The sequence below is a fragment of the Nonomuraea sp. NPDC050680 genome (genome assembly GCF_040654555.1).
Lineage (GTDB): Bacteria > Actinomycetota > Actinomycetes > Streptosporangiales > Streptosporangiaceae > Nonomuraea.
In genome coordinates, this window is sequence record NZ_JBFAIF010000011.1 from 1 (window position 1) to 22360 (window position 22360).

Genomic DNA, 22360 nt, shown 5'->3' on the forward strand with positions numbered 1-22360 from the left:
CCGGAGGAGATCACCCGGGACATCCCGAACGTCTCCGAGGAGGTCCTGGCCGACCTGGACGAGCGCGGCATCATCCGCATCGGCGCCGAGGTCGTACCCGGCGACATCCTGGTCGGCAAGGTCACCCCGAAGGGCGAGACCGAGCTGACGCCCGAGGAGCGGCTGCTGCGCGCGATCTTCGGTGAGAAGGCCCGCGAAGTCCGCGACACCTCGCTGAAGGTGCCGCACGGCGAGCAGGGCAAGGTCATCGGGGTGCGGGTGTTCTCCCGTGAGGAGGGCGACGAGCTGCCGCCCGGTGTCAACGAGCTGGTCCGCGTGTACGTGGCCCAGAAGCGTAAGATCACCGACGGTGACAAGCTGGCCGGCCGGCACGGCAACAAGGGCGTCATCTCCAAGATCCTGCCCGTGGAGGACATGCCGTTCCTGGAGGACGGCACCCCGGTCGACATCATCCTCAACCCGCTGGGCGTGCCCGGCCGGATGAACGTCGGCCAGGTGCTGGAGACCCACCTCGGCTGGATCGCCGCCCGCGGCTGGGACATCTCCGGCGTGCAGGAGGCCTGGGCCGAACGCCTGCGTGACAAGGGCTTCGACAAGGTCGCCCCGCGCACCAACATGGCCACCCCGGTCTTCGACGGCGCCCACGAGGAGGAGATCGTCGGTCTCCTCGACAACACCATCGCCAACCGCGACGGCGACCGCATGGTCCAGCAGAGCGGTAAGGCCAAGCTGTTCGACGGCCGCTCCGGCGAGCCGTTCCCGTACCCGATCTCGGTCGGCTACATCTACATCCTCAAGCTGCTCCACCTGGTCGACGACAAGATCCACGCACGTTCGACCGGCCCGTACTCCATGATCACCCAGCAGCCGCTCGGCGGTAAGGCCCAGTTCGGTGGCCAGCGCTTCGGTGAGATGGAGGTGTGGGCTCTGGAGGCCTATGGCGCCGCCTACGCCCTCCAGGAGCTGCTGACGATCAAGTCCGACGACGTCCTGGGCCGCGTGAAGGTCTACGAGGCGATCGTCAAGGGCGAGAACATCCCCGAGCCGGGAATCCCCGAGTCCTTCAAGGTCCTCATCAAGGAAATGCAGTCGCTGTGCCTCAACGTCGAGGTGCTCTCCAGTGACGGCATGTCCATCGAGATGCGCGACACCGACGAGGACGTCTTCCGCGCCGCGGAAGAGCTCGGAATCGATCTGTCCCGGCGCGAGCCGAGCAGCGTGGAAGAAGTCTGAGGGGGAGATCGCACAAAATGCTAGACGTCAACTTCTTCGACGAGCTCAGGATCGGCCTCGCGACGGCCGACGATATCCGTCAGTGGTCGCACGGCGAGGTCAAGAAGCCGGAGACAATCAACTACCGCACCCTCAAGCCGGAAAAGGACGGGCTCTTCTGCGAGAAGATCTTCGGTCCGACCCGCGACTGGGAGTGCTACTGCGGCAAGTACAAGCGCGTCCGGTTCAAGGGCATCATCTGTGAGCGCTGTGGCGTCGAGGTGACTCGCGCCAAGGTGCGTCGTGAGCGGATGGGCCACATCGAGCTGGCCGCGCCCGTCACCCACATCTGGTACTTCAAGGGCGTCCCGTCGCGCCTCGGCTACCTGCTCGACCTCGCCCCGAAGGACCTGGAGAAGGTCATCTACTTCGCGGCGTACATGATCACGCATGTCGACACCGAGATGCGTGAGCGTGACCTGCCGTCGCTGGAGGCGAAGATCTCCGTCGAGCGGCAGCACATCGAGCAGCGCCGTGACGCCGACGTCGAGGCCAGGCAGAAGAAGCTCGAAGGCGACCTGGGCGAGCTGGAGGCCGCGGGCGCCAAGGGCGACCAGCGCCGCAAGGTTCGTGAGGGCGCCGAGCGCGAGATGCGTCAGCTTCGCGACCGGGCCCAGCGCGAGCTGGACCGGCTCGACGAGGTCTGGAGCCGCTTCAAGAACCTCAAGGTCCAGGACCTTGAGGGCGACGAGCTGCTCTACCGCGAGATGCGCGACCGCTTCGGCCGCTACTTCAAGGGCGGCATGGGCGCGCAGGCGATCCAGGACCGCCTGATCAGCTTCGACCTCGACGTCGAGTCTGAGAACCTGCGCGAGACGATCCGCAGCGGCAAGGGCCAGAAGAAGGCCCGCGCCCTCAAGCGGCTCAAGGTCGTGTCGGCGTTCCTCAACACCACCAACTCGCCGCGCGGCATGGTGCTCGACTGCATTCCGGTCATCCCGCCGGACCTGCGCCCGATGGTGCAGCTCGACGGTGGCCGGTTCGCGACCTCCGACCTGAACGACCTCTACCGCCGGGTCATCAACCGGAACAACCGCCTCAAGCGTCTGCTCGACCTCGGTGCTCCCGAGATCATCGTGAACAACGAGAAGCGGATGCTCCAGGAGGCCGTCGACGCGCTGTTCGACAACGGCCGTCGCGGTCGCCCGGTCACCGGTCCCGGCAACCGTCCGCTCAAGTCCCTCAGCGACATGCTGAAGGGCAAGCAGGGTCGCTTCCGCCAGAACCTGCTGGGCAAGCGAGTCGACTACTCCGGCCGTTCGGTCATCGTCGTCGGCCCGCAGCTCAAGCTGCACCAGTGCGGTCTGCCCAAGCAGATGGCGCTGGAGCTGTTCAAGCCGTTCGTGATGAAGAGGCTGGTCGATCTCAACCACGCCCAGAACATCAAGTCGGCCAAGCGGATGGTCGAGCGGGCGCGTCCGGTCGTGTGGGACGTGCTCGAAGAGGTCATCACCGAGCACCCCGTGCTGCTCAACCGCGCTCCGACGCTCCACCGCCTGGGCATCCAGGCGTTCGAGCCGCAGCTGGTCGAGGGCAAGGCCATCCAGATCCACCCGCTCGTCTGCACCGCGTTCAACGCGGACTTCGACGGCGACCAGATGGCCGTGCACCTGCCGCTGTCGGCTGAGGCCCAGGCCGAGGCACGCATCCTGATGCTCTCGACCAACAACATCCTCAAGCCGGCTGACGGCAAGCCCGTGACGATGCCCACCCAGGACATGGTCATCGGCCTCTACTGGCTGACCACCCACAAGGACGGCGCCACGGGTGAGGGCCGGGTCTTCGGCTCGATCGCCGAGGCCCAGATGGCCTTCGACCGCCACGAGCTGGACATTCAGGCGAAGATCCAGATCAGGCTCAAGGACGTCCTGCCGCCCCGTGAGTGGGTCGCGCCGGAGGGCTGGGAGCAGGGTGACCCGATCCGTCTGGAGACGACGTTCGGCCGGTGCCTGTTCAACCAGACGCTCCCGGCGAGCTACCCGTTCGTCAACTTCCAGGTCGGCAAGAAGCAGCTGTCCACGATCGTGAACGAGCTGGCCGAGACCTACCCCAAGGTCGACGTGGCCAACTCGCTCGACGCGCTCAAGGACGCCGGCTTCCGCTGGGCGACCCGTTCCGGCGTCACGATCTCGATCGACGACGTCGTCGCGCCGCCGAACAAGGCCGAGATCATGGAGAACTACGAGCGCCGGGCCGACAAGGTCCAGCGCGAGTACGAGCGCGGCCTGATCACCGACGAGGAGCGCCGTCAGGAGCTCATCGAGATCTGGACGCACGCCACGGCCGACGTCGAGACCGACATGGTCAACGCCTTCCCGGCGACCAACCCGGTCTGGATGATGGTCAACTCCGGTGCCCGAGGCAACAAGATGCAGGTGCGTCAGATCGCCGGCATCCGTGGCCTGGTGTCCAACACCAAGGGTGAGACGATCCCGCGTCCGATCAAGGCCTCGTTCCGCGAGGGCCTGTCGGTGCTGGAGTACTTCATCTCCACCCACGGACAGCGGAAGGGTCTGGCCGACACCGCCCTGCGTACCGCCGACTCGGGTTACCTGACCCGTCGTCTGGTGGACGTCGCGCAGGACGTCATCGTGCGTGAGATCGACTGCGGCACCGACCGCGCGGTCCCGCTGCACGTCGGCGAGCGGGACTCCTCGGGCAACCTGGTCAAGGCGGAGAACGCCGAGTCCAACGTGCACGGCCGCATCCTGGCCGAGGACGTCGAGGTTGACGGCAAGGTCATCGTGGCGGCGGGTGTCGACATCAACGACATCCACGTCACCGCGCTGGTCGAGGCCGGCATCGAGACCGTCCGCACGCGCAGCGCGCTCGTCTGCGAGGCCAAGATCGGCGTCTGCGCGACCTGCTACGGCCGTTCGCTGGCGACCGGCAAGCTCGTCGACGTCGGCGAGGCGGTCGGCATCATCGCCGCCCAGTCGATCGGTGAGCCGGGCACGCAGCTGACGATGCGTACCTTCCACACCGGTGGTGTGGCGGGCGCGGACATCACCCACGGTCTGCCCCGTGTCCAGGAGCTCTTCGAGGCGCGCATCCCCAAGGGTGTCGCCCCGATCTCCGAGGCCGAGGGCAGGGTCCGCATCGACGAGACCGACAAGTCCCGGAAGCTCGTCATCACTCCGGACGACGGCTCGGAGGAGATCGCCTACCCGGTCTCGATGCGTTCGCGCCTGCAGGTGTCCGACGGCCAGCGTGTGACGGTCGGCCAGCAGCTGGTCGCCGGTGCGGTCAACCCCAACGAGGTGCTGCGCATCCTCGGCCCGCGGGCCGTGCAGCTGCACCTGGTGGCGGAGGTCCAGCAGGTCTACCGCTCGCAGGGTGTGTCGATCCACGACAAGCACATCGAGATCATCGTGCGGCAGATGCTCAAGCGCGTGAACGTGCTGGAGTCCGGTGAGACCGACCTGCTGCCCGGCGAGCTCGTCGAGCGTCCGCGCTTCGAGCAGATGAACCGCGAGACCGTGGCGGAGGGTGGCTCTCCGGCCGCCGGTCGTCCGGTGCTCATGGGCATCACGAAGGCGTCGCTCGCCACCGAGTCGTGGCTGTCGGCGGCCTCCTTCCAGGAGACGACCAGGGTCCTGACGGACGCGGCGATCCACGCCAAGTCCGACTCGCTCCTGGGCCTGAAGGAGAACGTCATCATCGGTAAGCTCATCCCGGCCGGTACGGGCATGCCCCAGTACCGCAACATCCGGGTCGAGCCGACCGAAGAGGCCAAGGCGGCCATGTACACCGTTGGTGGATACGACGGTTCCGCGGCCGACTACACCTTCGGCACCGGTAGCGGCGAGGCCGTTCCGCTGGAGGAGTACGACTTCGGTCAGTACAACCGCTAGTCGCTCTTTGAAGCACCGCGCCCGGATCTCCGTGATCCGGGCGCGGTGCTTTTCTGTCAGCACGGTGGTTGTGCGCCGCTACGTGCGCCCCCTGGGCCGTCGGGAGGTTTGGGGGGGTGCCAGGACCGCCACGCCGGTCCAGGGCCCCGGTGCGCCGGTGCAGCGCCGCGCGCGGCATCCTGGCGAAGCGCGCCTGAACACTCCGCGGGCCGGATATGATAGGCGCGGAGCAGTAGCCGGGCATGCATCGAAGAGGCCCAGCGACCAGCAGTAGTGGCAGAAGCGTTGTCCGCTTTGTCGCGCTGCTTTGACGTGTCGCGTGGGCCTGGGTAGTCTAGAGCATCGTGCCCGTCGTTAGCGGGCTCTCGGCTGTGCGCTCATATATGCGAGCGCCGGACGGCTTCCTGGCTCCAAGTCCCTGCGGATGTGTTTGTGCGAAGTGCGCGACACGCCCGAGCGCGGGGGCGCCGAGACGGGGAAAACCAGCAGGTCATGACACCGGCAGAACCTGCGAATGAACACAAGACGTATTACCGGCCAAGGCACGAAACGGAGTGGCAGTGCCCACTATTCAGCAGTTGGTCCGCAAGGGCCGGCAGGACAAGGTCGCCAAGACCAAGACTCCTGCCCTTAGGGCGAATCCGCAGCGGCGAGGTGTTTGCCAGCGCGTTTACACCACGACCCCCAAGAAGCCCAACTCGGCACTGCGCAAGGTGGCCCGTGTGCGGCTCACCAACGGCATTGAGGTCACGGCGTACATCCCGGGTGTGGGCCACAACCTGCAGGAGCACTCCATCGTGCTCGTGCGCGGCGGTCGTGTGAAGGACCTGCCGGGTGTCCGCTACAAGATCATTCGCGGTTCGCTGGACACTCAGGGTGTCCGCAACCGCAAGCAGGCTCGCAGCAAGTACGGCGCGAAGAGGGAGAAGAGCTAACTATGCCTCGCAAGGGTTCTCCCGGCCGCCGTCAGCTCATGTCTGACCCGGTTTACAGCTCGCCCCTGGTCACCGCTCTGATCAACAAGGTGCTCCTGGACGGCAAGCGTTCCATCGCGCAGTCGATCGTGTACGGCGCCCTTGAGGGCTGCAGGGACAAGACGGGCAACGACCCGGTCGTCACCCTGAAGCGCGCGCTTGACAACGTCAAGCCGACCCTCGAGGTTCGCAGCCGTCGCGTTGGTGGCGCGACCTACCAGGTGCCGGTCGAGGTGCGCGCCGCGCGCAGCACGACCCTGGCCCTGCGCTGGCTGGTGCAGTACTCCCGCGCCCGCCGCGAGAAGACCATGACCGAGCGCCTCATGAACGAGCTCCTCGACGCCAGCAACGGCCTCGGGGCGAGCGTCAAGAAGCGCGAGGACACCCACAAGATGGCCGAGTCCAACAAGGCCTTCGCCCACTACCGCTGGTAACCCCGGCGGGTTCGACGAGACGACGAGGACGCGAGAGAAGTGGCCGCAACGACCGCCCTTGACCTGGCGAAGGTCCGAAATATCGGGATCATCGCCCATATTGACGCGGGTAAGACCACCACGACTGAGCGCATCCTGTTCTACACCGGCATCAACTACAAGATCGGTGAAGTCCACGACGGCGCAGCCACCATGGACTGGATGGAGCAGGAGCAGGAGCGTGGCATCACGATCACGTCTGCCGCGACGACCTGCGAGTGGGCCGGTCACACGATCAACCTGATCGACACCCCGGGCCACGTCGACTTCACCATCGAGGTCGAGCGCAACCTTCGTGTCCTCGACGGTGCGGTCACCGTGTTCGACGGTGTCGCGGGCGTCGAGCCGCAGTCGGAGACGGTGTGGCGTCAGGCCGACCGCTACAACGTCCCCCGCATCTGCTTCGTGAACAAGATGGACCGCGTCGGCGCGGAGTTCCACCGCTGCGTCGACATGATGGTCACCCGTCTTGCCGCGACTCCTGCGGTCATCCAGCTTCCCTGGGGCGTTGAGGCCGGCTTCCGCGGCGTCATCGACCTGGTGAAGATGAAGGGCCTGCTCTGGAGCGAGGATGCGGCCAAGGGCGAGATGTACGACGTCGTCGACATCCCGGCCGACCACGCCGAAGCAGCTCGTGAGTGGCGTGACAAGCTCGTCGAGACCGTCGCCGAGAACGACGACGAGATGATGGAGCTCTTCCTCGAGGCCATCGAGCCCACCGAGGAGCAGCTGGTCGCGGCCATCCGCCGCGCGACGCTGGCCAGCGCCATCAACCCGGTTCTCACCGGCACCGCGTTCAAGAACAAGGGCGTGCAGCCCCTGCTCGACGCGGTGATCGCCTACCTCCCCGCGCCGACCGACATCCCGGCCTTCGAGGGCCACGCGGTCGGCAACGAGGACAAGGTCGTCGTACGTCACGCGGACCCGACCGAGCCGTTCTCCGCTCTCGCCTTCAAGATCGCGAGCGACCCGCACCTGGGCAAGATCACCTACATCCGCATCTACTCCGGCACGCTCGAGTCGGGTTCACAGGTCGTGAACTCGGTGAAGGGCAAGAAGGAGCGGATCGGCAAGATCTACCAGATGCACGCGAACAAGCGTGAAGAGCGCCCGGTGGCCTCCGCCGGTCAGATCGTCGCCGTCATGGGTCTCAAGGACACCACGACCGGCGACACCCTGTCCGACCCGGCCAACCAGGTCGTGCTCGAGTCGATGACGTTCCCGGCTCCGGTCATCAACGTCGCCATCGAGCCCAAGACCAAGGGCGACCAGGAGAAGCTGTCGACCGCGATCCAGCGGCTGGCCGAGGAGGACCCGTCCTTCCAGGTCCGTCGTGACGAGGAGACCGGCCAGACGGTCATCTGGGGCATGGGCGAGCTTCACCTGGAGATCCTCGTCGACCGTATGCGTCGCGAGTTCAAGGTCGAGGCCAACGTCGGTCGTCCGCAGGTGGCCTACCGCGAGACCATCCGTCGCACAGTGGACAAGCTCGACTACACCCACAAGAAGCAGACGGGTGGATCCGGCCAGTTCGCGCGGGTCATCATCAAGCTCGAGCCGCTGGGCGAAGGCAACGACGGCTACGAGTTCGAGAACAAGGTCACGGGTGGCCGTGTCCCGAGGGAGTACATCCCCTCGGTCGACGCGGGTGCCCAGGAGGCCGCCGAGTTCGGCGTGCTGGCCGGCTACCCGATGGTGGGCGTGAAGGTGACGCTGATCGACGGTGCCGCGCACGACGTCGACTCCTCGGAAATGGCCTTCAAGATCGCCGGCTCGATGGCCTTCAAGGAGGCCGCTCGCAAGGCCGACGCTGTACTCCTCGAGCCGATGATGGCCGTCGAGGTCACCACGCCCGAGGACTACATGGGTGACGTCATCGGAGACCTCAACGGTCGCCGCGGGCAGATCCAGGCGATGGACGAGCGGGCAGGCGCCCGTGTCGTCTCGGCGCTCGTACCGCTTTCTGAGATGTTCGGCTACGTGGGCGACCTGCGTAGCAAGACGCAGGGGCGCGCGAGCTACAGCATGCAGTTCGACTCCTACTCGGAGGTGCCCCCGGGCATCGCCAAGGAGATCGTCGCGAAGGCCCGGGGCGAATAGTCCCGGGACCCCCGGCTGGGCCTGGCCCAGCCGTCAAGGGGCTTCGGCCTCTGGTGGGGCGGTGCGAGCCGCCTCACCGCTTAGGGGTTCGGGATCACCCGGGCCCGAGTGTGTAGACGAAAGTCAGACAGATTCTCAAGGAGAGAACCAGTGGGCAAGGCCAAGTTCGAGCGGAACAAGCCGCACATGAACATCGGCACCATTGGGCACATCGACCACGGTAAGACCACACTCACCGCGGCGATCACCAAGGTGCTTCACGACCGTTTCCCCGAGCTGAACAAGGCGACGCCGTTCGACAAGATCGACAAGGCGCCCGAGGAGAAGGCCCGCGGGATTACGATCTCCATCGCGCACGTCGAGTACCAGACCGAGAAGCGCCACTACGCCCACGTGGACTGCCCCGGTCACGCCGACTACGTGAAGAACATGATCACGGGTGCCGCGCAGATGGACGGTGCGATCCTCGTGGTCGCCGCCACTGACGGCCCGATGCCGCAGACGAAGGAGCACGTCCTCCTGGCCCGCCAGGTCGGCGTTCCCTACATCGTCGTGGCGCTCAACAAGTCCGACATGGTCGACGACGAGGAGATCCTGGAGCTCGTCGAGCTCGAGGTCCGTGAGCTCCTGTCCGCTCAGGAGTTCCCCGGCGACGACCTGCCTGTCATCCGCGTCTCCGCGCTCAAGGCTCTTGAGGGCGACCAGAAGTGGGCCGACAGCATCATCGAGCTGATGGACGCGGTCGACGAGAACGTGCCCGAGCCGCCCCGTGAGACGGAGAAGCCGTTCCTCATGCCGGTCGAGGACGTCTTCTCGATCACCGGTCGTGGCACGGTCGTCACCGGTCGTATCGAGCGTGGCATCGTCAAGGTCAACGAGCAGGTCGACATCATCGGCATCAAGCCGGAGAAGACGACCACCACCGTCACCAGCATCGAGATGTTCAACAAGATGCTCGACGAGGGTCAGGCCGGCGACAACGCCGCGCTGCTGCTCCGCGGCATCAAGCGGGACGACGTCGAGCGTGGCCAGTGCATCATCAAGCCGGGCACGACCACCCCGCACACCGAGTTCGACGGCCAGGTCTACATCCTGTCGAAGGACGAGGGCGGCCGCCACACGCCGTTCTTCAACAACTACCGCCCGCAGTTCTACTTCCGTACGACTGACGTGACCGGTGTCGTGCACCTCCCCGAGGGCACCGAGATGGTCATGCCGGGCGACAACACCGAGATGCGCGTTGAGCTGATCCAGCCCATCGCCATGGAGGATGGTCTGAAGTTCGCGATCCGTGAGGGTGGCCGCACCGTCGGCGCCGGCCGGGTCATCAAGATCATCAAGTAGTACGATCGCGGGGCGGCGGTCGGCCCTCGGATGAAGGCCGACCGCCGCGCCACGAGGGCAGGAGTCCCTACGGCTTCCGCCCTCAGGCTCCACGGGAAAGCCGTGATCTCGCAGTGGCTTCGGAGTGACCGAAGTAACTGCCGGATCACGGAAGAAAACGGCAGATCATAAACGTCTGTCACGTGGGGTTGTGCGGGTTCGACCCGCACGAACAGCGGCAACAGGCCGCACGATACTTTTTCAGACGACAGCGAAGGACACCGAGGCCACTATGGCGGGACAAAAGATCCGCATCCGGCTTAAGGCCTATGACCACGAGGTCATCGACAGCTCGGCCAAGAAGATCGTCGAGACGGTGACGCGGACTGGCGCGAAGGTCGCGGGCCCGGTGCCGCTGCCGACCGAGAAGAACGTGTACTGCGTCATCCGCTCGCCGCACAAGTACAAGGACAGCCGCGAGCACTTTGAGATGCGCACGCACAAGCGGCTGATTGACATCATCGACCCGACGCCCAAGACCGTCGACTCGCTCATGCGGCTCGACCTCCCCGCGGGCGTCGACATTTCGATCAAGCTCTGAGGGAACGCACTGACATGGCTAAGACGATCAAGGGCGTCCTGGGCAAGAAGCTCGGCATGACCCAGGTCTTCGACGCGGACAACCGGATGGTTCCGGTGACCGTGGTGGAGGCCGGTCCGTGCGTGGTGACCAGGGTCCGCACCGCCGACAAGGATGGCTATTCCGCCGTTCAGCTCGGCTTCGGACAGGTCGACCCGCGGAAGGTCAACAAGCCGCTCGGCGACTACCTGCGTAAACACGACATCACCCCGCGCCGTTACTTCGCGGAGATCCGCACCGACGACGCGAGCGACTACACCCTGGGCCAGGAGCTGCTGGCCGACACCTTCGAGGCCGGCCAGTTCGTCGATGTGACGGGCAAGAGCAAGGGCAAGGGCTTCGCCGGTGTCATGAAGCGGCACGGCTTCAAGGGTCTGGGCGCGTCGCACGGTACGCAGCGCAAGCACCGCTCGCCGGGTTCCATCGGTGGCTGCGCCACCCCGGGCCGCGTATTCAAGGGTCTGCGCATGGCTGGTCGGATGGGTAACGTCCGCACCACCGTGCAGAGCCTCAAGGTTCACGCCATCGACGTCGAGAACGGTCTCATCCTGATCAAGGGTGCGATCCCCGGCGCCAATGGCAGCCTGGTCCTCGTCCGCACCGCGTCTAAGAAGGGGGCAGCCAAGTGACCAGCATTGACGTCCTCGACGCCAGCGGTGGCAAGGCCGGCACCGTCGACCTGCCCGAAGACATCTTCGGCGCCAAGGTCAACATTCCGCTGATCCACCAGGTCGTCGTGGCCCAGCTCGCCGCTCGTCGGCAGGGCACCCACAAGGCCAAGACCCGTGGTGAGGTCAGGGGCGGTGGCAAGAAGCCGTACCGCCAGAAGGGCACCGGTCGCGCCCGTCAGGGCTCGACCCGCGCGCCGCAGTTCACCGGTGGTGGCGTCGTCCACGGTCCGGTGCCGCGCGACTACTCGCAGCGGACGCCCAAGAAGATGAAGGTCGCCGCCCTGCGTGGCGCCCTGTCGGACCGGGCCGGCGGCGGTCGCGTGCACGTGGTGAGCGGTCTGGTCACCGGCGAGACGCCCAAGACCAAGGCGGCTCTCGAGGCCCTGCGTAAGATCACCCAGTCCAGGACCGTCCTCCTCGTCGTTGACGCGGACGACGAGCTGACCTGGCTGAGCCTGCGCAACGCTCCCGAGGTCCACCTGCTGGACTCCGGGCAGCTCAACACCTACGACGTGCTCTGCCACGACGACGTGGTCTTCACCCAGGAGGCGTACGACCAGGTCGTGGCGCGTTTGTCGGCAGGGTCGGCCAATTCGAGTGAAGGGGCAGACGCCTGATGGAGAAGATCGCCGACCCGCGCGACGTCATCATCAAGCCGGTCGTCTCTGAGAAGAGCTACGGCCTGATCGATGAGAACAACAAGTACACGTTCCTGGTGAAGAAGACCGCGAACAAGACCCAGGTCAAGATCGCCGTTGAGCAGATCTTCGGGGTCAAGGTCACCAGCGTGAACACGATCAACCGGCAGGGCAAGCGCAAGCGCACCCGCACCGGTTTCGGCAAGCGTCCCGACACCAAGCGCGCGATTGTGAGCCTGGTCGAGGGCGATCGGATCGACATCTTCGGTCAGATCGGCTAGCAGCCATAGAAGTAGGCGGGCCGTACGGCTTGCCAAGGGTGGAGACCGTCGCATGTTCGTGCGGCGGGCTCACCCATGTAACCGACGAAGGATGAACGAAAAAGATGGGCATCCGTAAGTACAAGCCGACGACTCCGGGTCGCCGCGGCTCGAGTGTCTCGGACTTCTCCGAGATCACCCGCAGCACGCCCGAGAAGTCGTTGCTTGCGCCCCTTCATGGCAAGGGCGGCCGCAACGTACACGGCCGGGTCACCGCGCGCCACCAAGGCGGCGGTCACAAGCGCGCCTACCGGATCATTGACTTCCGTAGGCATGACAAGGACGGCATCCCGGCGAAGGTCGCTCACATCGAGTACGACCCCAACCGCACCGCCAACATCGCTCTGCTGCACTACGCCGACGGTGAGAAGCGCTACATCATCGCGCCGACCGGCCTCAAGCAGGGCGACCGCATCGAGAACGGCGCCGGGGCCGACATCAAGCCGGGCAACTGCCTGCCGCTGCGCAACATCCCGACGGGTACCTTCATCCACGCGGTGGAGCTCCGTCCGGGCGGCGGCGCCAAGCTCGGTCGCTCCGCTGGCGCTCAGATCCAGCTGCTCGCCAAGGAAGGCCAGTACGCCACGCTGCGTATGCCGTCCGGCGAAATGCGCATGGTCGACGTGCGCTGCCGGGCGTCGGTGGGTCAGGTCGGCAACGCCGAGCAGGCCAACATCAACTGGGGCAAGGCCGGCCGTATGAGGTGGAAGGGCAAGCGCCCGACCGTCCGCGGTGTCGCCATGAACCCCGTTGACCACCCGCATGGTGGTGGTGAGGGTAAGACCTCCGGTGGTCGCCACCCGGTGAACCCGAAGGGCAAGCCCGAGGGCCGCACCCGCCAGGCCAACAAGTCCAGCGACCGGCTGATCATCCGCCGCCGGAGCAAGAGGAAGAAGCGGTAGGAGCAGCCGATATGCCACGTAGCCTTAAGAAGGGTCCCTTCGTGGACGGCCACCTCGCCAAGAAGGTGGATGTCCAGAACGAGAAGGGCACCAAGACCGTCATCAAGACGTGGTCGCGGCGCTCCATGATCGTGCCTGACATGCTCGGGCACACGATCGCCGTACACGATGGCCGCAAGCACGTCCCGGTGTTCGTCACCGAGTCGATGATCGGCCACAAGCTGGGAGAGTTCGCCCCGACGCGCACCTTCCGCAGCCACGTCAAGGAAGACCGCCGCAGCCGGCGATAGACGCCTTCAGAAGCAGTTAAGAGGAGTAAGCGATGGAAGCCAGGGCTCAGGCGCGGTTCGTCCGCGTCACGCCCCTCAAGGCCCGCCGTGTGGTGGACCTTATTCGCGGGCTGCCCGCTTCGGAGGCGCAGGCCGTGCTGCAGTTCGCTCCCCAGTCGGCGAGCGAGCCGATCTACAAGGTGCTCTCGAGCGCCATGGCAAATGCAGAGCACAACTTCGATCTCGACCCCCAGACGCTCTTCGTGAGCCGGGCGTGGGTCGACGAGGGCCCGACGCTGAAGCGGTTCCGTCCGCGTGCCCAGGGTCGTGCCTATCGGATCAACAAGCGGACGAGCCACATCACCGTGATCGTGGAGTCCCGCGAGCCGAAGGGAAGGACCCGATAGTGGGCCAGAAGGTTAACCCGCACGGGTTCCGCCTCGGCATCACGACCGACTTCAAGAGCCGGTGGTACGCCGACAAGCTGTACAAGTCGTACGTCGCCGAGGACGTGTCGATCCGTCGCATGCTGCAGAAGGGCATGGAGCGGGCCGGTATCTCCAAGGTGGAGATCGAGCGCACGACCGACCGCGTTCAGGTCGACATCCACACCGCCCGGCCGGGCATCGTCATCGGCCGTCGCGGCGCGGAGGCCGACCGGATCCGCGGCGACCTGGAGAAGCTGACCAAGAAGCAGGTCCAGCTCAACATCCTCGAGGTGAAGAACCCCGAGATCGACGCCCAGCTCGTCGCGCAGGGTGTCGCCGAGCAGCTCTCCAGCCGTGTCTCGTTCCGTCGCGCCATGCGCAAGGCGATGCAGTCGGCCATGAAGAGCGGCGCCAAGGGCATTCGGGTGCAGTGCTCCGGTCGTCTTGGCGGCGCTGAGATGTCGAGGTCGGAGTTCTACCGCGAGGGCCGGGTGCCGCTGCACACGCTCCGCGCGGACATCGACTACGGCTTCTACGAGGCCCGCACCACCTTCGGCCGCATCGGCGTGAAGGTGTGGATCTACAAGGGCGAGGCCCCCACCAGCCGCGCCGAGCGTGAGGCGGCCGCGGCCGGCGCACGCGCCGGCCAGCGTCGTGACCGTGACGACCGTCGCGGTGGTGGCGGCGGTGGCGGCGGCGAGCGTCCGCGCCGTGGTGGCGCCGGTGGTGGCGCCCGTCGCGGTGGCGGTCGTGGCGACCGTGCCCCCAGGACTGAGGCGGCCTCACAGGCTGCCCCCGAGACCGGCCCGGCTGCGCAGCCGGGTGCTGAAGGGAGCTGACCATGCTGATCCCGCGCAGGGTCAAGCACCGCAAGCAGCACCGGCCCGACCGCAGCGGTGCCGCCAAGGGTGGCACCAGGGTCGTGTTCGGCGAGTTCGGCATCCAGGCGATTGAGCACTCCTACGTGACCAACCGCCAGATCGAGTCGGCTCGTATTGCGATGACCCGTCACATCAAGCGTGGTGGAAAGGTGTGGATCAACATCTACCCCGACCGCCCGCTGACCAAGAAGCCGGCTGAGACCCGCATGGGTTCCGGTAAGGGTTCGCCCGAGTGGTGGATCGCCAACGTCAAGCCGGGTCGCGTCATGTTCGAGCTTTCCGGTGTCGCCGAGTCGGTTGCCCGCGAGGCGCTCACTCGCGCGATCCACAAGCTGCCCATGAAGTGCAAGATCGTTAAGCGTGAAGTTGGTGAGGCGTGATGGCTAAGGGCCTGACCGCCGGCGAGCTGCGAGTCGAGGACGAGGACACCCTGGTCCAGAAGCTCAAGGAAGCCAAGGAGGAGCTGTTCAACCTCCGCTTCCAGGCAGCGACCGGACAGTTGGAGAGCCACGGGCGGCTGCGCGCCGTCCGCCGCGAGATCGCCCGTATCTACACCGTGATGCGCGAGCGCGAGCTTGGCATCATCACGGTCGAGAAGGAGACGAGCGATGGCTGAGACCGAGACCACAGAGACCACCGAGACGAACGACGACTCGCGGAACTTCCGCAAGGTCCGTGAGGGCCTGGTCGTCAGCGACAAGATGGACAAGACCGTCGTCGTCGCCGTTGAGGACCGGGTCAAGCACCGGCTGTACGGCAAGGTCATCCGCCGTACGACCAAGTACAAGGCGCACGACGAGGCCAACGCCTGTGGCGTCGGCGACCGCGTGCTGCTGATGGAGACCCGCCCCCTCTCCGCCACCAAGCGGTGGAGGGTCGTGGAGATCCTCGAGAAGGCCAAGTAACCTAACGGCTTTCCCGGATATACCGCGCCTCGTGGGGGCCTCCAAGCCCCCATGACGGTGTCCAAGGACGCGAGGCTCCGGCCTCGCGTCGCCTGCGGTGCGGCTCCAGAGCCACCCGAAGCCCCTGGGCTTTCGGGGGCACTGAGGGGCTGTCGTCGGAGGAACAAGACCATACGAGTTCCGCCAGGCTCGGTGACGAGAACCGGCGCGACTAATCAGGAGAAAACAGTGATCCAGCAGGAGTCGCGGCTCAAGGTCGCCGACAACACGGGTGCCAAGGAGATTCTTTGCATCCGCGTTCTCGGTGGCTCGGGCCGACGCTACGCCGGTATCGGCGACGTGATCGTCGCCACCGTCAAGGATGCCCTGCCCGGTAGCACGGGCGTCAAGAAGGGCGACGTGGTCAAGGCCGTAATCGTCCGCACGGCCAAGGAGCGCCGCCGGCCGGACGGCTCCTACATCCGCTTCGACGAGAACGCCGCGGTCATCATCAAGGACAGCGGTGACCCTCGTGGCACCCGTATCTTCGGCCCGGTGGGCCGTGAGCTGCGCGACAAGAAGTTCATGCGCATCATCTCGCTCGCGCCGGAGGTGCTGTAATGCCGAAGCTGCATGTGAAGAAGGGTGACCTCGTCCAGGTCATCACCGGCAAGGACAAGGGTGCCAAGGGTCATGTCATCGCCACCCTCCCGCGGGAAGACCGCGTGGTGGTCGAGGGCGTCAACATGATCAAGAAGCACACCAAGGAGACCCACCAGGGTCCGCGTGGCGCCAAGACCGGCGGCGTGCAGACCATGGAGGCTCCCATCCACGTGAGCAACGTGAAGAAGCTCAAGGACGAGAAGCGCGAGGACAAGCCCGCCGACAAGAAGGCCGAGGACAAGGCCGACGAGACGGGTGAGGACAGCTGATGACTGCCACGACCACTGAGACCGAGCGTCCGACGCCGCGCCTCAAGACGAAGTACCGCGAGGAGATCGCGGCCAAGCTTCGCGAGGACTTCGGCATCGAGAACGTCATGCAGATCCCCGGCCTGGTGAAGATCAAGGTCAACATGGGTGTCGGCGAGGCGGCTCGCGACTCGAAGCTCATCGAGGGCGCTGTTCGCGACCTCACCGTGATCACCGGCCAGAAGCCGGCCGTCGTCCGGGCGCGCAAGTCCATCGCCCAGTTCAAGCTGCGCGAGGGCATGCCGATCGGCGCGCACGTCACGCTCCGCGGCGACCGGATGTGGGAGTTCCTCGACAGGTTGCTGTCGCTGGCGCTGCCCCGCATCAGGGACTTCCGTGGCCTGTCGCCCAAGCAGTTCGACGGCAACGGCAACTACACGTTCGGTCTGACCGAGCAGGTCATGTTCCACGAGGTCGACCAGGACAAGGTCGACCGCCCGCGGGGCATGGACATCACGGTCGTGACCACCGCGAAGACCGACGACCAGGGCCGGGCGCTGCTGAAGCTCCTCGGGTTCCCCTTCAAGGAGGCCTGATCATGGCGAAGAAGTCGCTGATCGCCAAGGCAGGGCGTAAGCAGAAGTTCGAAGTCCGGGCGTACACCCGTTGCACGCGTTGTGGCCGGCCCCGCGCCGTCTACCGCAAGTTCGGGCTGTGCCGCGTGTGCTTCCGTGAGATGGCGCACCGGGGCGAGCTGCCCGGCATCACCAAGTCCAGCTGGTAGTTACCCTTGGGGGCGGCCACGTGTCGCCCCCGTGGGGGCTGCTCGCCGTACATATGTAGAACTGTCAAACCGGGAGCTCTCCTAGAGAGCGCCCATGACCGCGCCGAAGGTCCACCGGTAGAGCTCTGCTTCACCGACTGGAAACCGCGGCGAGGAAGGCCACTGGCCATGACGATGACCGACCCGATCGCAGACATGTTGACGCGTCTGCGTAATGCGAACTCGGCGTATCACGACAGCGTGACCATGCCGTATTCGAAGATCAAGGCGCACATCGCCGAGATCCTCCAGCAGGAGGGTTACATCCAGGCTTGGACCGTCGAAGACGCCAAGGTTGGCAAGAACCTCGTGGTGGAGCTCAAGTTCGGGCCTACCCGTGAGCGGTCGCTCGCGGGGCTGCGCCGGGTGTCGAAGCCCGGTCTGCGGGTGTATGCGAAGAAGGACAACCTGCCTCGCGTTCTGGGAGGGCTGGGTGTCGCGATCATCTCGACGTCCGCCGGTCTCATGACCGACAAGCAGGCCGGCAAGCGTGGCGTGGGCGGGGAAGTCCTCGCCTACGTCTGGTAGAGGGGAGGAACACAGCATGTCGAGAATCGGACGGCTGCCCATCCCTGTGCCGAGCGGCGTTGACATTGCGATCAGCGGCCAGGATGTCCAGGTCAAGGGCCCGAAGGGCACGCTTTCTCATACAGTCGCGGATCCCATCACGGTGGGTCGCGATGACGACGGCGCTATCGCCGTCACCCGGCCCAACGACGAGAACAAGGTCCGTGCGCTGCACGGCCTGTCGCGGACGCTGATCGCCAACATGGTGCAGGGCGTCACGCAGGGCTACTCCAAGACCTTGGAGATCGTCGGCGTCGGTTACCGCGTTCAGGCCAAGGGCCCGGCGCAGCTGGAGTTCGCACTGGGCTTCAGTCACCCGGTCATCGTCGACGCCCCCGAGGGCGTCACCTTTCGCGTCGAGAAGCCGACCCTGTTCCACGTGGACGGCATCGACAAGCAGAAGGTCGGCGAGGTCGCGGCCAACATCCGCAAGTTGCGCAAGCCTGACCCGTACAAGGGCAAGGGCGTGCGTTACCAGGGCGAACAGATCCGCCGCAAGGTCGGAAAGGCTGGTAAGTAGGCATGGCTCCGAAGACTGCGTTCGGCAAGCACACGGCTGCCCGCACCGTCTCGCGGGCCCGCCGTCACCGCCGCGTCCGCAAGAACGTCGTCGGTACGGCCGCGCGTCCGCGCTTGGTCGTCAACCGTTCGACTCGTCACCTGTTCGTGCAGATCGTGGACGACTCCGTCGGCCACACGCTGGTGAGCGCGTCCACCATGGACTCCGCGCTGCGCACGCTCGAGGCTGACAAGACCGAGAAGGCCAAGAAGGTCGGCGAGCTCCTCGCTCAGCGGGCCAAGGAAGCCGGGATCACGGCGGTCGTGTTCGACCGCGGTGGCAACCGCTACGCCGGGCGCATCGCCGCTCTGGCGGACAGCGCCCGCGAAGGTGGGCTCGAGTTCTGATATGGCAACTGAGATGAGGAACCACTGATGGCTGCAGCTCCGCGTCGCGGTGGCGGCACCGGTGGCGAGCGGCGGGACCGTCGTGACGATCGCCGCGGTGGCGCCGCAGACAAGGGCGTCTCGTACATCGAGCGCGTAGTGAAGATCAACCGAGTGGCCAAGGTCGTGAAGGGTGGTCGTCGCTTCAGCTTCACCGCCCTCGTCGTCGTCGGTGACGGCAACGGCCTGGTCGGCGTCGGCTATGGCAAGGCCAAGGAAGTCCCCGCGGCCATCGCCAAGGGCGTCGAAGAGGCCAAGAAGCACTTCTTCAAGGTCCCGAGGATCCAGGGCACCATCCCGCACACCGTGCAGGGTGAGGAGGCGGCCGGTGTCGTCTTCCTGCGTCCGGCTTCCGCCGGTACCGGCGTCATCGCCGGTGGCCCGGTGCGCGCCGTTCTGGAGTGCGCCGGTATCCACGACGTTCTGTCCAAGTCGCTCGGCTCGGACAACCCGATCAACATCGTGCACGCCACGGTGGCGGCTCTGAAGGGTCTTTCCCGGCCCGAGGAGATCGCCGCCCGTCGTGGTCTGCCGATCGAGGACGTCGCTCCGGCCCGGATGCTGAAGGCTCAGCGCGAAGGCATCGCCGAAGCGGCGGCCGCCAAGGCGGTGAGCTAGTCATGGCACGCCTGAAGATCACTCAGGTTCGCTCGAAGATTGGTGGCAAGCAGAACCAGCGTGACTCGCTGCGCTCGCTTGGCCTGAAGCGAATCGGCGATGTCGTCGTCAAGGAGGACCGGCCCGAGATTCGCGGCATGGTCACCGTGGTGACGCACCTCGTCGAGGTGGAAGAGGTCGACTAGTCATGACTGACAAGGCTCCGCTCAAGATTCACGACCTGCGTCCGGCTCCCGGCGCCAACAAGTCCAAGGTCCGCAAGGGCCGTGGCGAGGCGTCCAAGGGCAAGACGTCCGGTCGCGGCACCAAGGGCAGCCGCGCCCGTACGACGGTCCCCCTCGGTTTCGAGGGTGGCCAGGTGCCGCTGCAGAGGCGTCTGCCGAAGCTCAAGGGCTTCTCCAACGCGCTCTTCAAGACGACCTACCAGGTCGTCAACCTGGACAGGATCGGCGAGTTGTTCCCCGAGGGTGGCGAGATCACCGTCGAGACGCTGGTCGCCAAGGGTGCTGTCCGCAAGAACCAGCTGGTGAAGGTGCTCGGCACCGGCGAGATCTCGGTCGCGGTCAACGTGCAGGCGCATGCCTTCTCGTCCGCCGCGAAGGAGAAAATCGCCGCTGCTGGGGGTTCCGTTACCGAGCTGTAAGAGCTATTACGAGGCGTGGGGGCTCCGACCATGGGCCCCCACGCCCGTAGTGCGTTAGAGTTCGCGAGACGGCAGGATTCTGTCCGGCTCGTTTTGACCTGAGACTTCTGATGGCAGATCCCCGCACCATCGCATACTCACACCGCCTTTTAGGCGCGCAGGAGGGACCGTGCTGACCGCGTTTACCCGGGCGTTCCGGACGCCGGATCTGCGCAAGAAGTTGCTCTTCACTCTGGGCATCATCGCGCTGTTCCGACTCGGCTCGGTTCTTCCGACTCCGGGAGTTCACGTCCAGAACCTTGCGTCCTGTTTTGATCAGGTCCGCAACGGTGAAAACGGCAATATCTACGGGATGGTGCAGCTGTTCAGCGGCGGCGCGCTCCTGAAGCTGTCGGTGTTCGCTCTGGGCATCATGCCGTACATCACCGCCAGCATCATTCTCCAACTTCTCGTCGTCGTGATCCCACGCCTCGAAGCCCTCAAGAAGGAGGGACAGGCCGGTCAGACGAAGATCACACAATATACGCGATATCTGACGATCGGTCTGGGCATCCTGCAGTCGACGGCGTTCATCGCGCTGGCGCGCTCCGGGCAGCTCTTCCAGGGCTGTGACAAGGACGTCCTGCTCGACCCCGACAACATCTTCATGATCGTCACGATGGTCGTCATCATGACGGCCGGCACCTCGGTCATCATGTGGCTGGGCGAGCTCATCACCGACCGTGGTGTGGGCAACGGCATGTCGATCCTCATCTTCACGCAGGTCGTCGCGGTCTTCCCGTCCGAGCTGGCCAGCATCTTCCAGGCCAACAAGTTCACCTTCTCCGTCGTCATGGTGGTGGGCGTCTTCATGATCGCCGCCGTGGTCTTCGTCGAGCAGGCGCAGCGCCGCATTCCGGTGCAGTACGCCAAGCGGATGGTCGGACGCAGGATGTACGGCGGCACGTCCACCTACATCCCGTTGAAGGTCAACCAGGCCGGCATCATCCCGGTCATCTTCGCGTCCTCGCTGCTCTACCTGCCGCAGCTGCTGACCTCGCTGTTCGCCAACGCGGCGAACCCCAACGCGGTCGTGCAGTGGATCTCCGCGAACCTCACCAAGGGCGACACGCCCATCTACATGATCACGTTCTTCGTCCTGATCGTGTTCTTCACCTACTTCTACGTGTCCATCACTTTCAACCCCACTGAAGTGGCCGACAACATGAAGAAGTACGGTGGGTTCATTCCGGGCATCCGTCCGGGACGGCCGACGGCTGGATACCTGAGTTTCGTGCTCACCCGGCTGACCGCCCCCGGCGCGCTCTATCTGGGTCTGATCGCCATGATCCCGATCGTCGCGCTCGCGGTGTCCGGAGCGAGCCAGAACTTCCCGTTCGGAGGGACGAGCATTCTGATCATGGTTGGCGTCGGCCTGGACACGGTCAAGCAGATCGAGAGCCAGTTGCAGCAGCGTAATTACGAAGGCTTCCTGCGGTAGTGCGTCTCGTTCTGGTCGGGCCCCCCGGAGCGGGTAAGGGGACACAGGCCCAGTACATCGCGTCGAACCTGTCCATCCCGAAGATCTCGACAGGTGACATCTTCCGTGCCAACGTCTCCGGGGGCACGGAGCTCGGCAAGCTCGCCAAGACGTTCATGGACCGCGGCGACCTGGTGCCCGACAAGGTCACCATTGCCATGGTCCGTGACCGTCTCGCCGAGGACGACGCGCAGGACGGCTTCCTGCTCGACGGCTTCCCCAGGAACGTGGCTCAGGCCGAGATCCTGCGCGACATGCTTAAGGAGTGGGGCCAGGCGCTCGACCTGGTCCTGGAGCTGGTAGTGGACGACGACGAGGTGGTCAGGCGGCTGGCCGGCCGCCGCACCTGCAGCCAGTGCGGTCGCATCTGGCACGTCGAGTTCGATGACAAGAAGGACGATCGGTGCGACGCCTGCGGCGGCACGCTGTTCCAGCGTGACGACGACAAAGAGGAGACCGTCAGGCATCGCCTGGAGGTCTACCAGGAGCAGACGGCGCCGCTGGTGTCCTACTACGCGGACGAGGGCATCCTCGTGGGTGTCGACGCGACCGGTCCGGTCGAGGAGGTCACCCAGCGGGCCATGGAGGCCATCCGCCCTTTCATGGGGTAAGCCCGATGGCCGACTGCGGAGGTGGCACGGATTTCCGTGCCACCTCGCGGCTATTGTGAGGGAATTGGGCTCCCACATCTGCCCGTTGAGACCC

Annotated in this window: 28 protein-coding genes and 1 pseudogene; all 29 read left to right on the forward strand. The window is 65.6% G+C overall.

What is annotated here, in order from left to right:
• Positions 1-1233: pseudogene (locus AB0H88_RS30930) on the forward strand (DNA-directed RNA polymerase subunit beta); the annotation flags it as partial.
• A gap of 17 nt (positions 1234-1250) precedes the next feature.
• On the forward strand, positions 1251-5126 hold the full coding sequence (locus tag AB0H88_RS30935; RefSeq protein WP_357650633.1) for a DNA-directed RNA polymerase subunit beta': 3876 nt from the start codon (positions 1251-1253) through the stop codon (positions 5124-5126).
• Between the two features lie 560 nt (positions 5127-5686).
• Positions 5687-6061 (forward strand): 30S ribosomal protein S12, encoded by a 375-nt coding sequence (rpsL, locus tag AB0H88_RS30940; protein WP_214633169.1) that lies wholly within the window; start codon positions 5687-5689, stop codon positions 6059-6061.
• A gap of 2 nt (positions 6062-6063) precedes the next feature.
• Positions 6064-6534 carry a 30S ribosomal protein S7 gene (rpsG, locus tag AB0H88_RS30945; RefSeq protein WP_138670613.1) on the forward strand — a complete coding sequence of 157 codons (471 nt, stop codon included), beginning with the start codon at positions 6064-6066 and terminating at the stop codon, positions 6532-6534.
• A 39-nt stretch (positions 6535-6573) separates the two neighbouring features.
• On the forward strand, positions 6574-8673 hold the full coding sequence (fusA, locus tag AB0H88_RS30950; protein WP_357650636.1) for an elongation factor G: 2100 nt from the start codon (positions 6574-6576) through the stop codon (positions 8671-8673).
• A 150-nt stretch (positions 8674-8823) separates the two neighbouring features.
• A complete protein-coding gene (gene tuf / locus AB0H88_RS30955; protein ID WP_357650638.1) occupies positions 8824-10017 on the forward strand; it encodes an elongation factor Tu in 1194 nt (397 codons plus the stop codon).
• A gap of 271 nt (positions 10018-10288) precedes the next feature.
• Positions 10289-10597: a 30S ribosomal protein S10 gene (rpsJ, locus tag AB0H88_RS30960; protein WP_012887830.1), complete on the forward strand. Its 309-nt coding sequence runs from the start codon at positions 10289-10291 to the stop codon at positions 10595-10597.
• Positions 10598-10611: 14 nt separating this feature from the next.
• Positions 10612-11265, forward strand: a complete 654-nt coding sequence (gene rplC / locus AB0H88_RS30965; protein ID WP_357650640.1) for a 50S ribosomal protein L3 — start codon at positions 10612-10614, stop codon at positions 11263-11265.
• On the forward strand, positions 11262-11924 hold the full coding sequence (gene rplD, locus AB0H88_RS30970; RefSeq protein WP_357650642.1) for a 50S ribosomal protein L4: 663 nt from the start codon (positions 11262-11264) through the stop codon (positions 11922-11924). Before rplC ends, rplD begins: the two co-directional genes overlap by 4 nt.
• Complete coding sequence (gene rplW / locus AB0H88_RS30975) at positions 11924-12226, forward strand: 50S ribosomal protein L23 (RefSeq protein ID WP_221519391.1); 303 nt, start codon at positions 11924-11926, stop codon at positions 12224-12226. Before rplD ends, rplW begins: the two co-directional genes overlap by 1 nt.
• A 104-nt stretch (positions 12227-12330) precedes the next feature.
• The gene (rplB, locus tag AB0H88_RS30980; RefSeq protein ID WP_225293948.1) at positions 12331-13167 is read left to right on the forward strand and encodes a 50S ribosomal protein L2; all 837 of its coding nucleotides are present in this window, start codon (positions 12331-12333) and stop codon (positions 13165-13167) included.
• Positions 13168-13178: 11 nt separating this feature from the next.
• Entirely contained in the window at positions 13179-13457 is a 279-nt protein-coding gene (gene rpsS / locus AB0H88_RS30985; RefSeq protein ID WP_357650645.1) for a 30S ribosomal protein S19, read from the forward strand.
• Between the two features lie 32 nt (positions 13458-13489).
• On the forward strand, positions 13490-13843 hold the full coding sequence (gene rplV, locus AB0H88_RS30990; protein ID WP_219539598.1) for a 50S ribosomal protein L22: 354 nt from the start codon (positions 13490-13492) through the stop codon (positions 13841-13843).
• A complete protein-coding gene (gene rpsC / locus AB0H88_RS30995; RefSeq protein ID WP_357650648.1) occupies positions 13843-14703 on the forward strand; it encodes a 30S ribosomal protein S3 in 861 nt (286 codons plus the stop codon). Before rplV ends, rpsC begins: the two co-directional genes overlap by 1 nt.
• 2 nt (positions 14704-14705) lie before the next feature.
• Entirely contained in the window at positions 14706-15125 is a 420-nt protein-coding gene (rplP, locus tag AB0H88_RS31000; protein WP_214633179.1) for a 50S ribosomal protein L16, read from the forward strand.
• A complete protein-coding gene (gene rpmC, locus AB0H88_RS31005) occupies positions 15125-15361 on the forward strand; it encodes a 50S ribosomal protein L29 (protein ID WP_214633180.1) in 237 nt (78 codons plus the stop codon). The genes rplP and rpmC overlap by 1 nt, the downstream gene beginning before the upstream one ends.
• Complete coding sequence (gene rpsQ / locus AB0H88_RS31010) at positions 15354-15650, forward strand: 30S ribosomal protein S17 (protein ID WP_214633181.1); 297 nt, start codon at positions 15354-15356, stop codon at positions 15648-15650. The genes rpmC and rpsQ overlap by 8 nt, the downstream gene beginning before the upstream one ends.
• A gap of 228 nt (positions 15651-15878) precedes the next feature.
• Positions 15879-16250: a 50S ribosomal protein L14 gene (rplN, locus tag AB0H88_RS31015; RefSeq protein WP_225293942.1), complete on the forward strand. Its 372-nt coding sequence runs from the start codon at positions 15879-15881 to the stop codon at positions 16248-16250.
• A gap of 8 nt (positions 16251-16258) precedes the next feature.
• Complete coding sequence (rplX, locus tag AB0H88_RS31020) at positions 16259-16561, forward strand: 50S ribosomal protein L24 (protein ID WP_225293984.1); 303 nt, start codon at positions 16259-16261, stop codon at positions 16559-16561.
• The gene (gene rplE, locus AB0H88_RS31025; RefSeq protein ID WP_225293940.1) at positions 16561-17136 is read left to right on the forward strand and encodes a 50S ribosomal protein L5; all 576 of its coding nucleotides are present in this window, start codon (positions 16561-16563) and stop codon (positions 17134-17136) included. The genes rplX and rplE overlap by 1 nt, the downstream gene beginning before the upstream one ends.
• A gap of 2 nt (positions 17137-17138) precedes the next feature.
• Entirely contained in the window at positions 17139-17324 is a 186-nt protein-coding gene (locus tag AB0H88_RS31030) for a type Z 30S ribosomal protein S14 (RefSeq protein WP_090769707.1), read from the forward strand.
• Positions 17325-17492: 168 nt separating this feature from the next.
• Entirely contained in the window at positions 17493-17891 is a 399-nt protein-coding gene (gene rpsH / locus AB0H88_RS31035) for a 30S ribosomal protein S8 (RefSeq protein WP_192789898.1), read from the forward strand.
• Between the two features lie 16 nt (positions 17892-17907).
• The gene (gene rplF, locus AB0H88_RS31040) at positions 17908-18450 is read left to right on the forward strand and encodes a 50S ribosomal protein L6 (RefSeq protein WP_357650653.1); all 543 of its coding nucleotides are present in this window, start codon (positions 17908-17910) and stop codon (positions 18448-18450) included.
• Between the two features lie 2 nt (positions 18451-18452).
• Positions 18453-18836, forward strand: coding sequence for a 50S ribosomal protein L18 (rplR, locus tag AB0H88_RS31045; RefSeq protein WP_225293936.1), 384 nt, complete (start codon positions 18453-18455; stop codon positions 18834-18836).
• Positions 18837-18863: 27 nt separating this feature from the next.
• A complete protein-coding gene (gene rpsE, locus AB0H88_RS31050) occupies positions 18864-19493 on the forward strand; it encodes a 30S ribosomal protein S5 (RefSeq protein ID WP_049572667.1) in 630 nt (209 codons plus the stop codon).
• 2 nt (positions 19494-19495) lie between these two features.
• Positions 19496-19678, forward strand: a complete 183-nt coding sequence (rpmD, locus tag AB0H88_RS31055) for a 50S ribosomal protein L30 (RefSeq protein WP_132509679.1) — start codon at positions 19496-19498, stop codon at positions 19676-19678.
• Between the two features lie 2 nt (positions 19679-19680).
• On the forward strand, positions 19681-20136 hold the full coding sequence (gene rplO, locus AB0H88_RS31060) for a 50S ribosomal protein L15 (protein WP_357650656.1): 456 nt from the start codon (positions 19681-19683) through the stop codon (positions 20134-20136).
• A gap of 169 nt (positions 20137-20305) precedes the next feature.
• Complete coding sequence (gene secY / locus AB0H88_RS31065) at positions 20306-21616, forward strand: preprotein translocase subunit SecY (protein ID WP_357650658.1); 1311 nt, start codon at positions 20306-20308, stop codon at positions 21614-21616.
• Positions 21616-22266, forward strand: coding sequence for an adenylate kinase (locus AB0H88_RS31070; RefSeq protein ID WP_225293929.1), 651 nt, complete (start codon positions 21616-21618; stop codon positions 22264-22266). The genes secY and AB0H88_RS31070 overlap by 1 nt, the downstream gene beginning before the upstream one ends.
• Positions 22267-22360 lie beyond the last annotated feature (94 nt).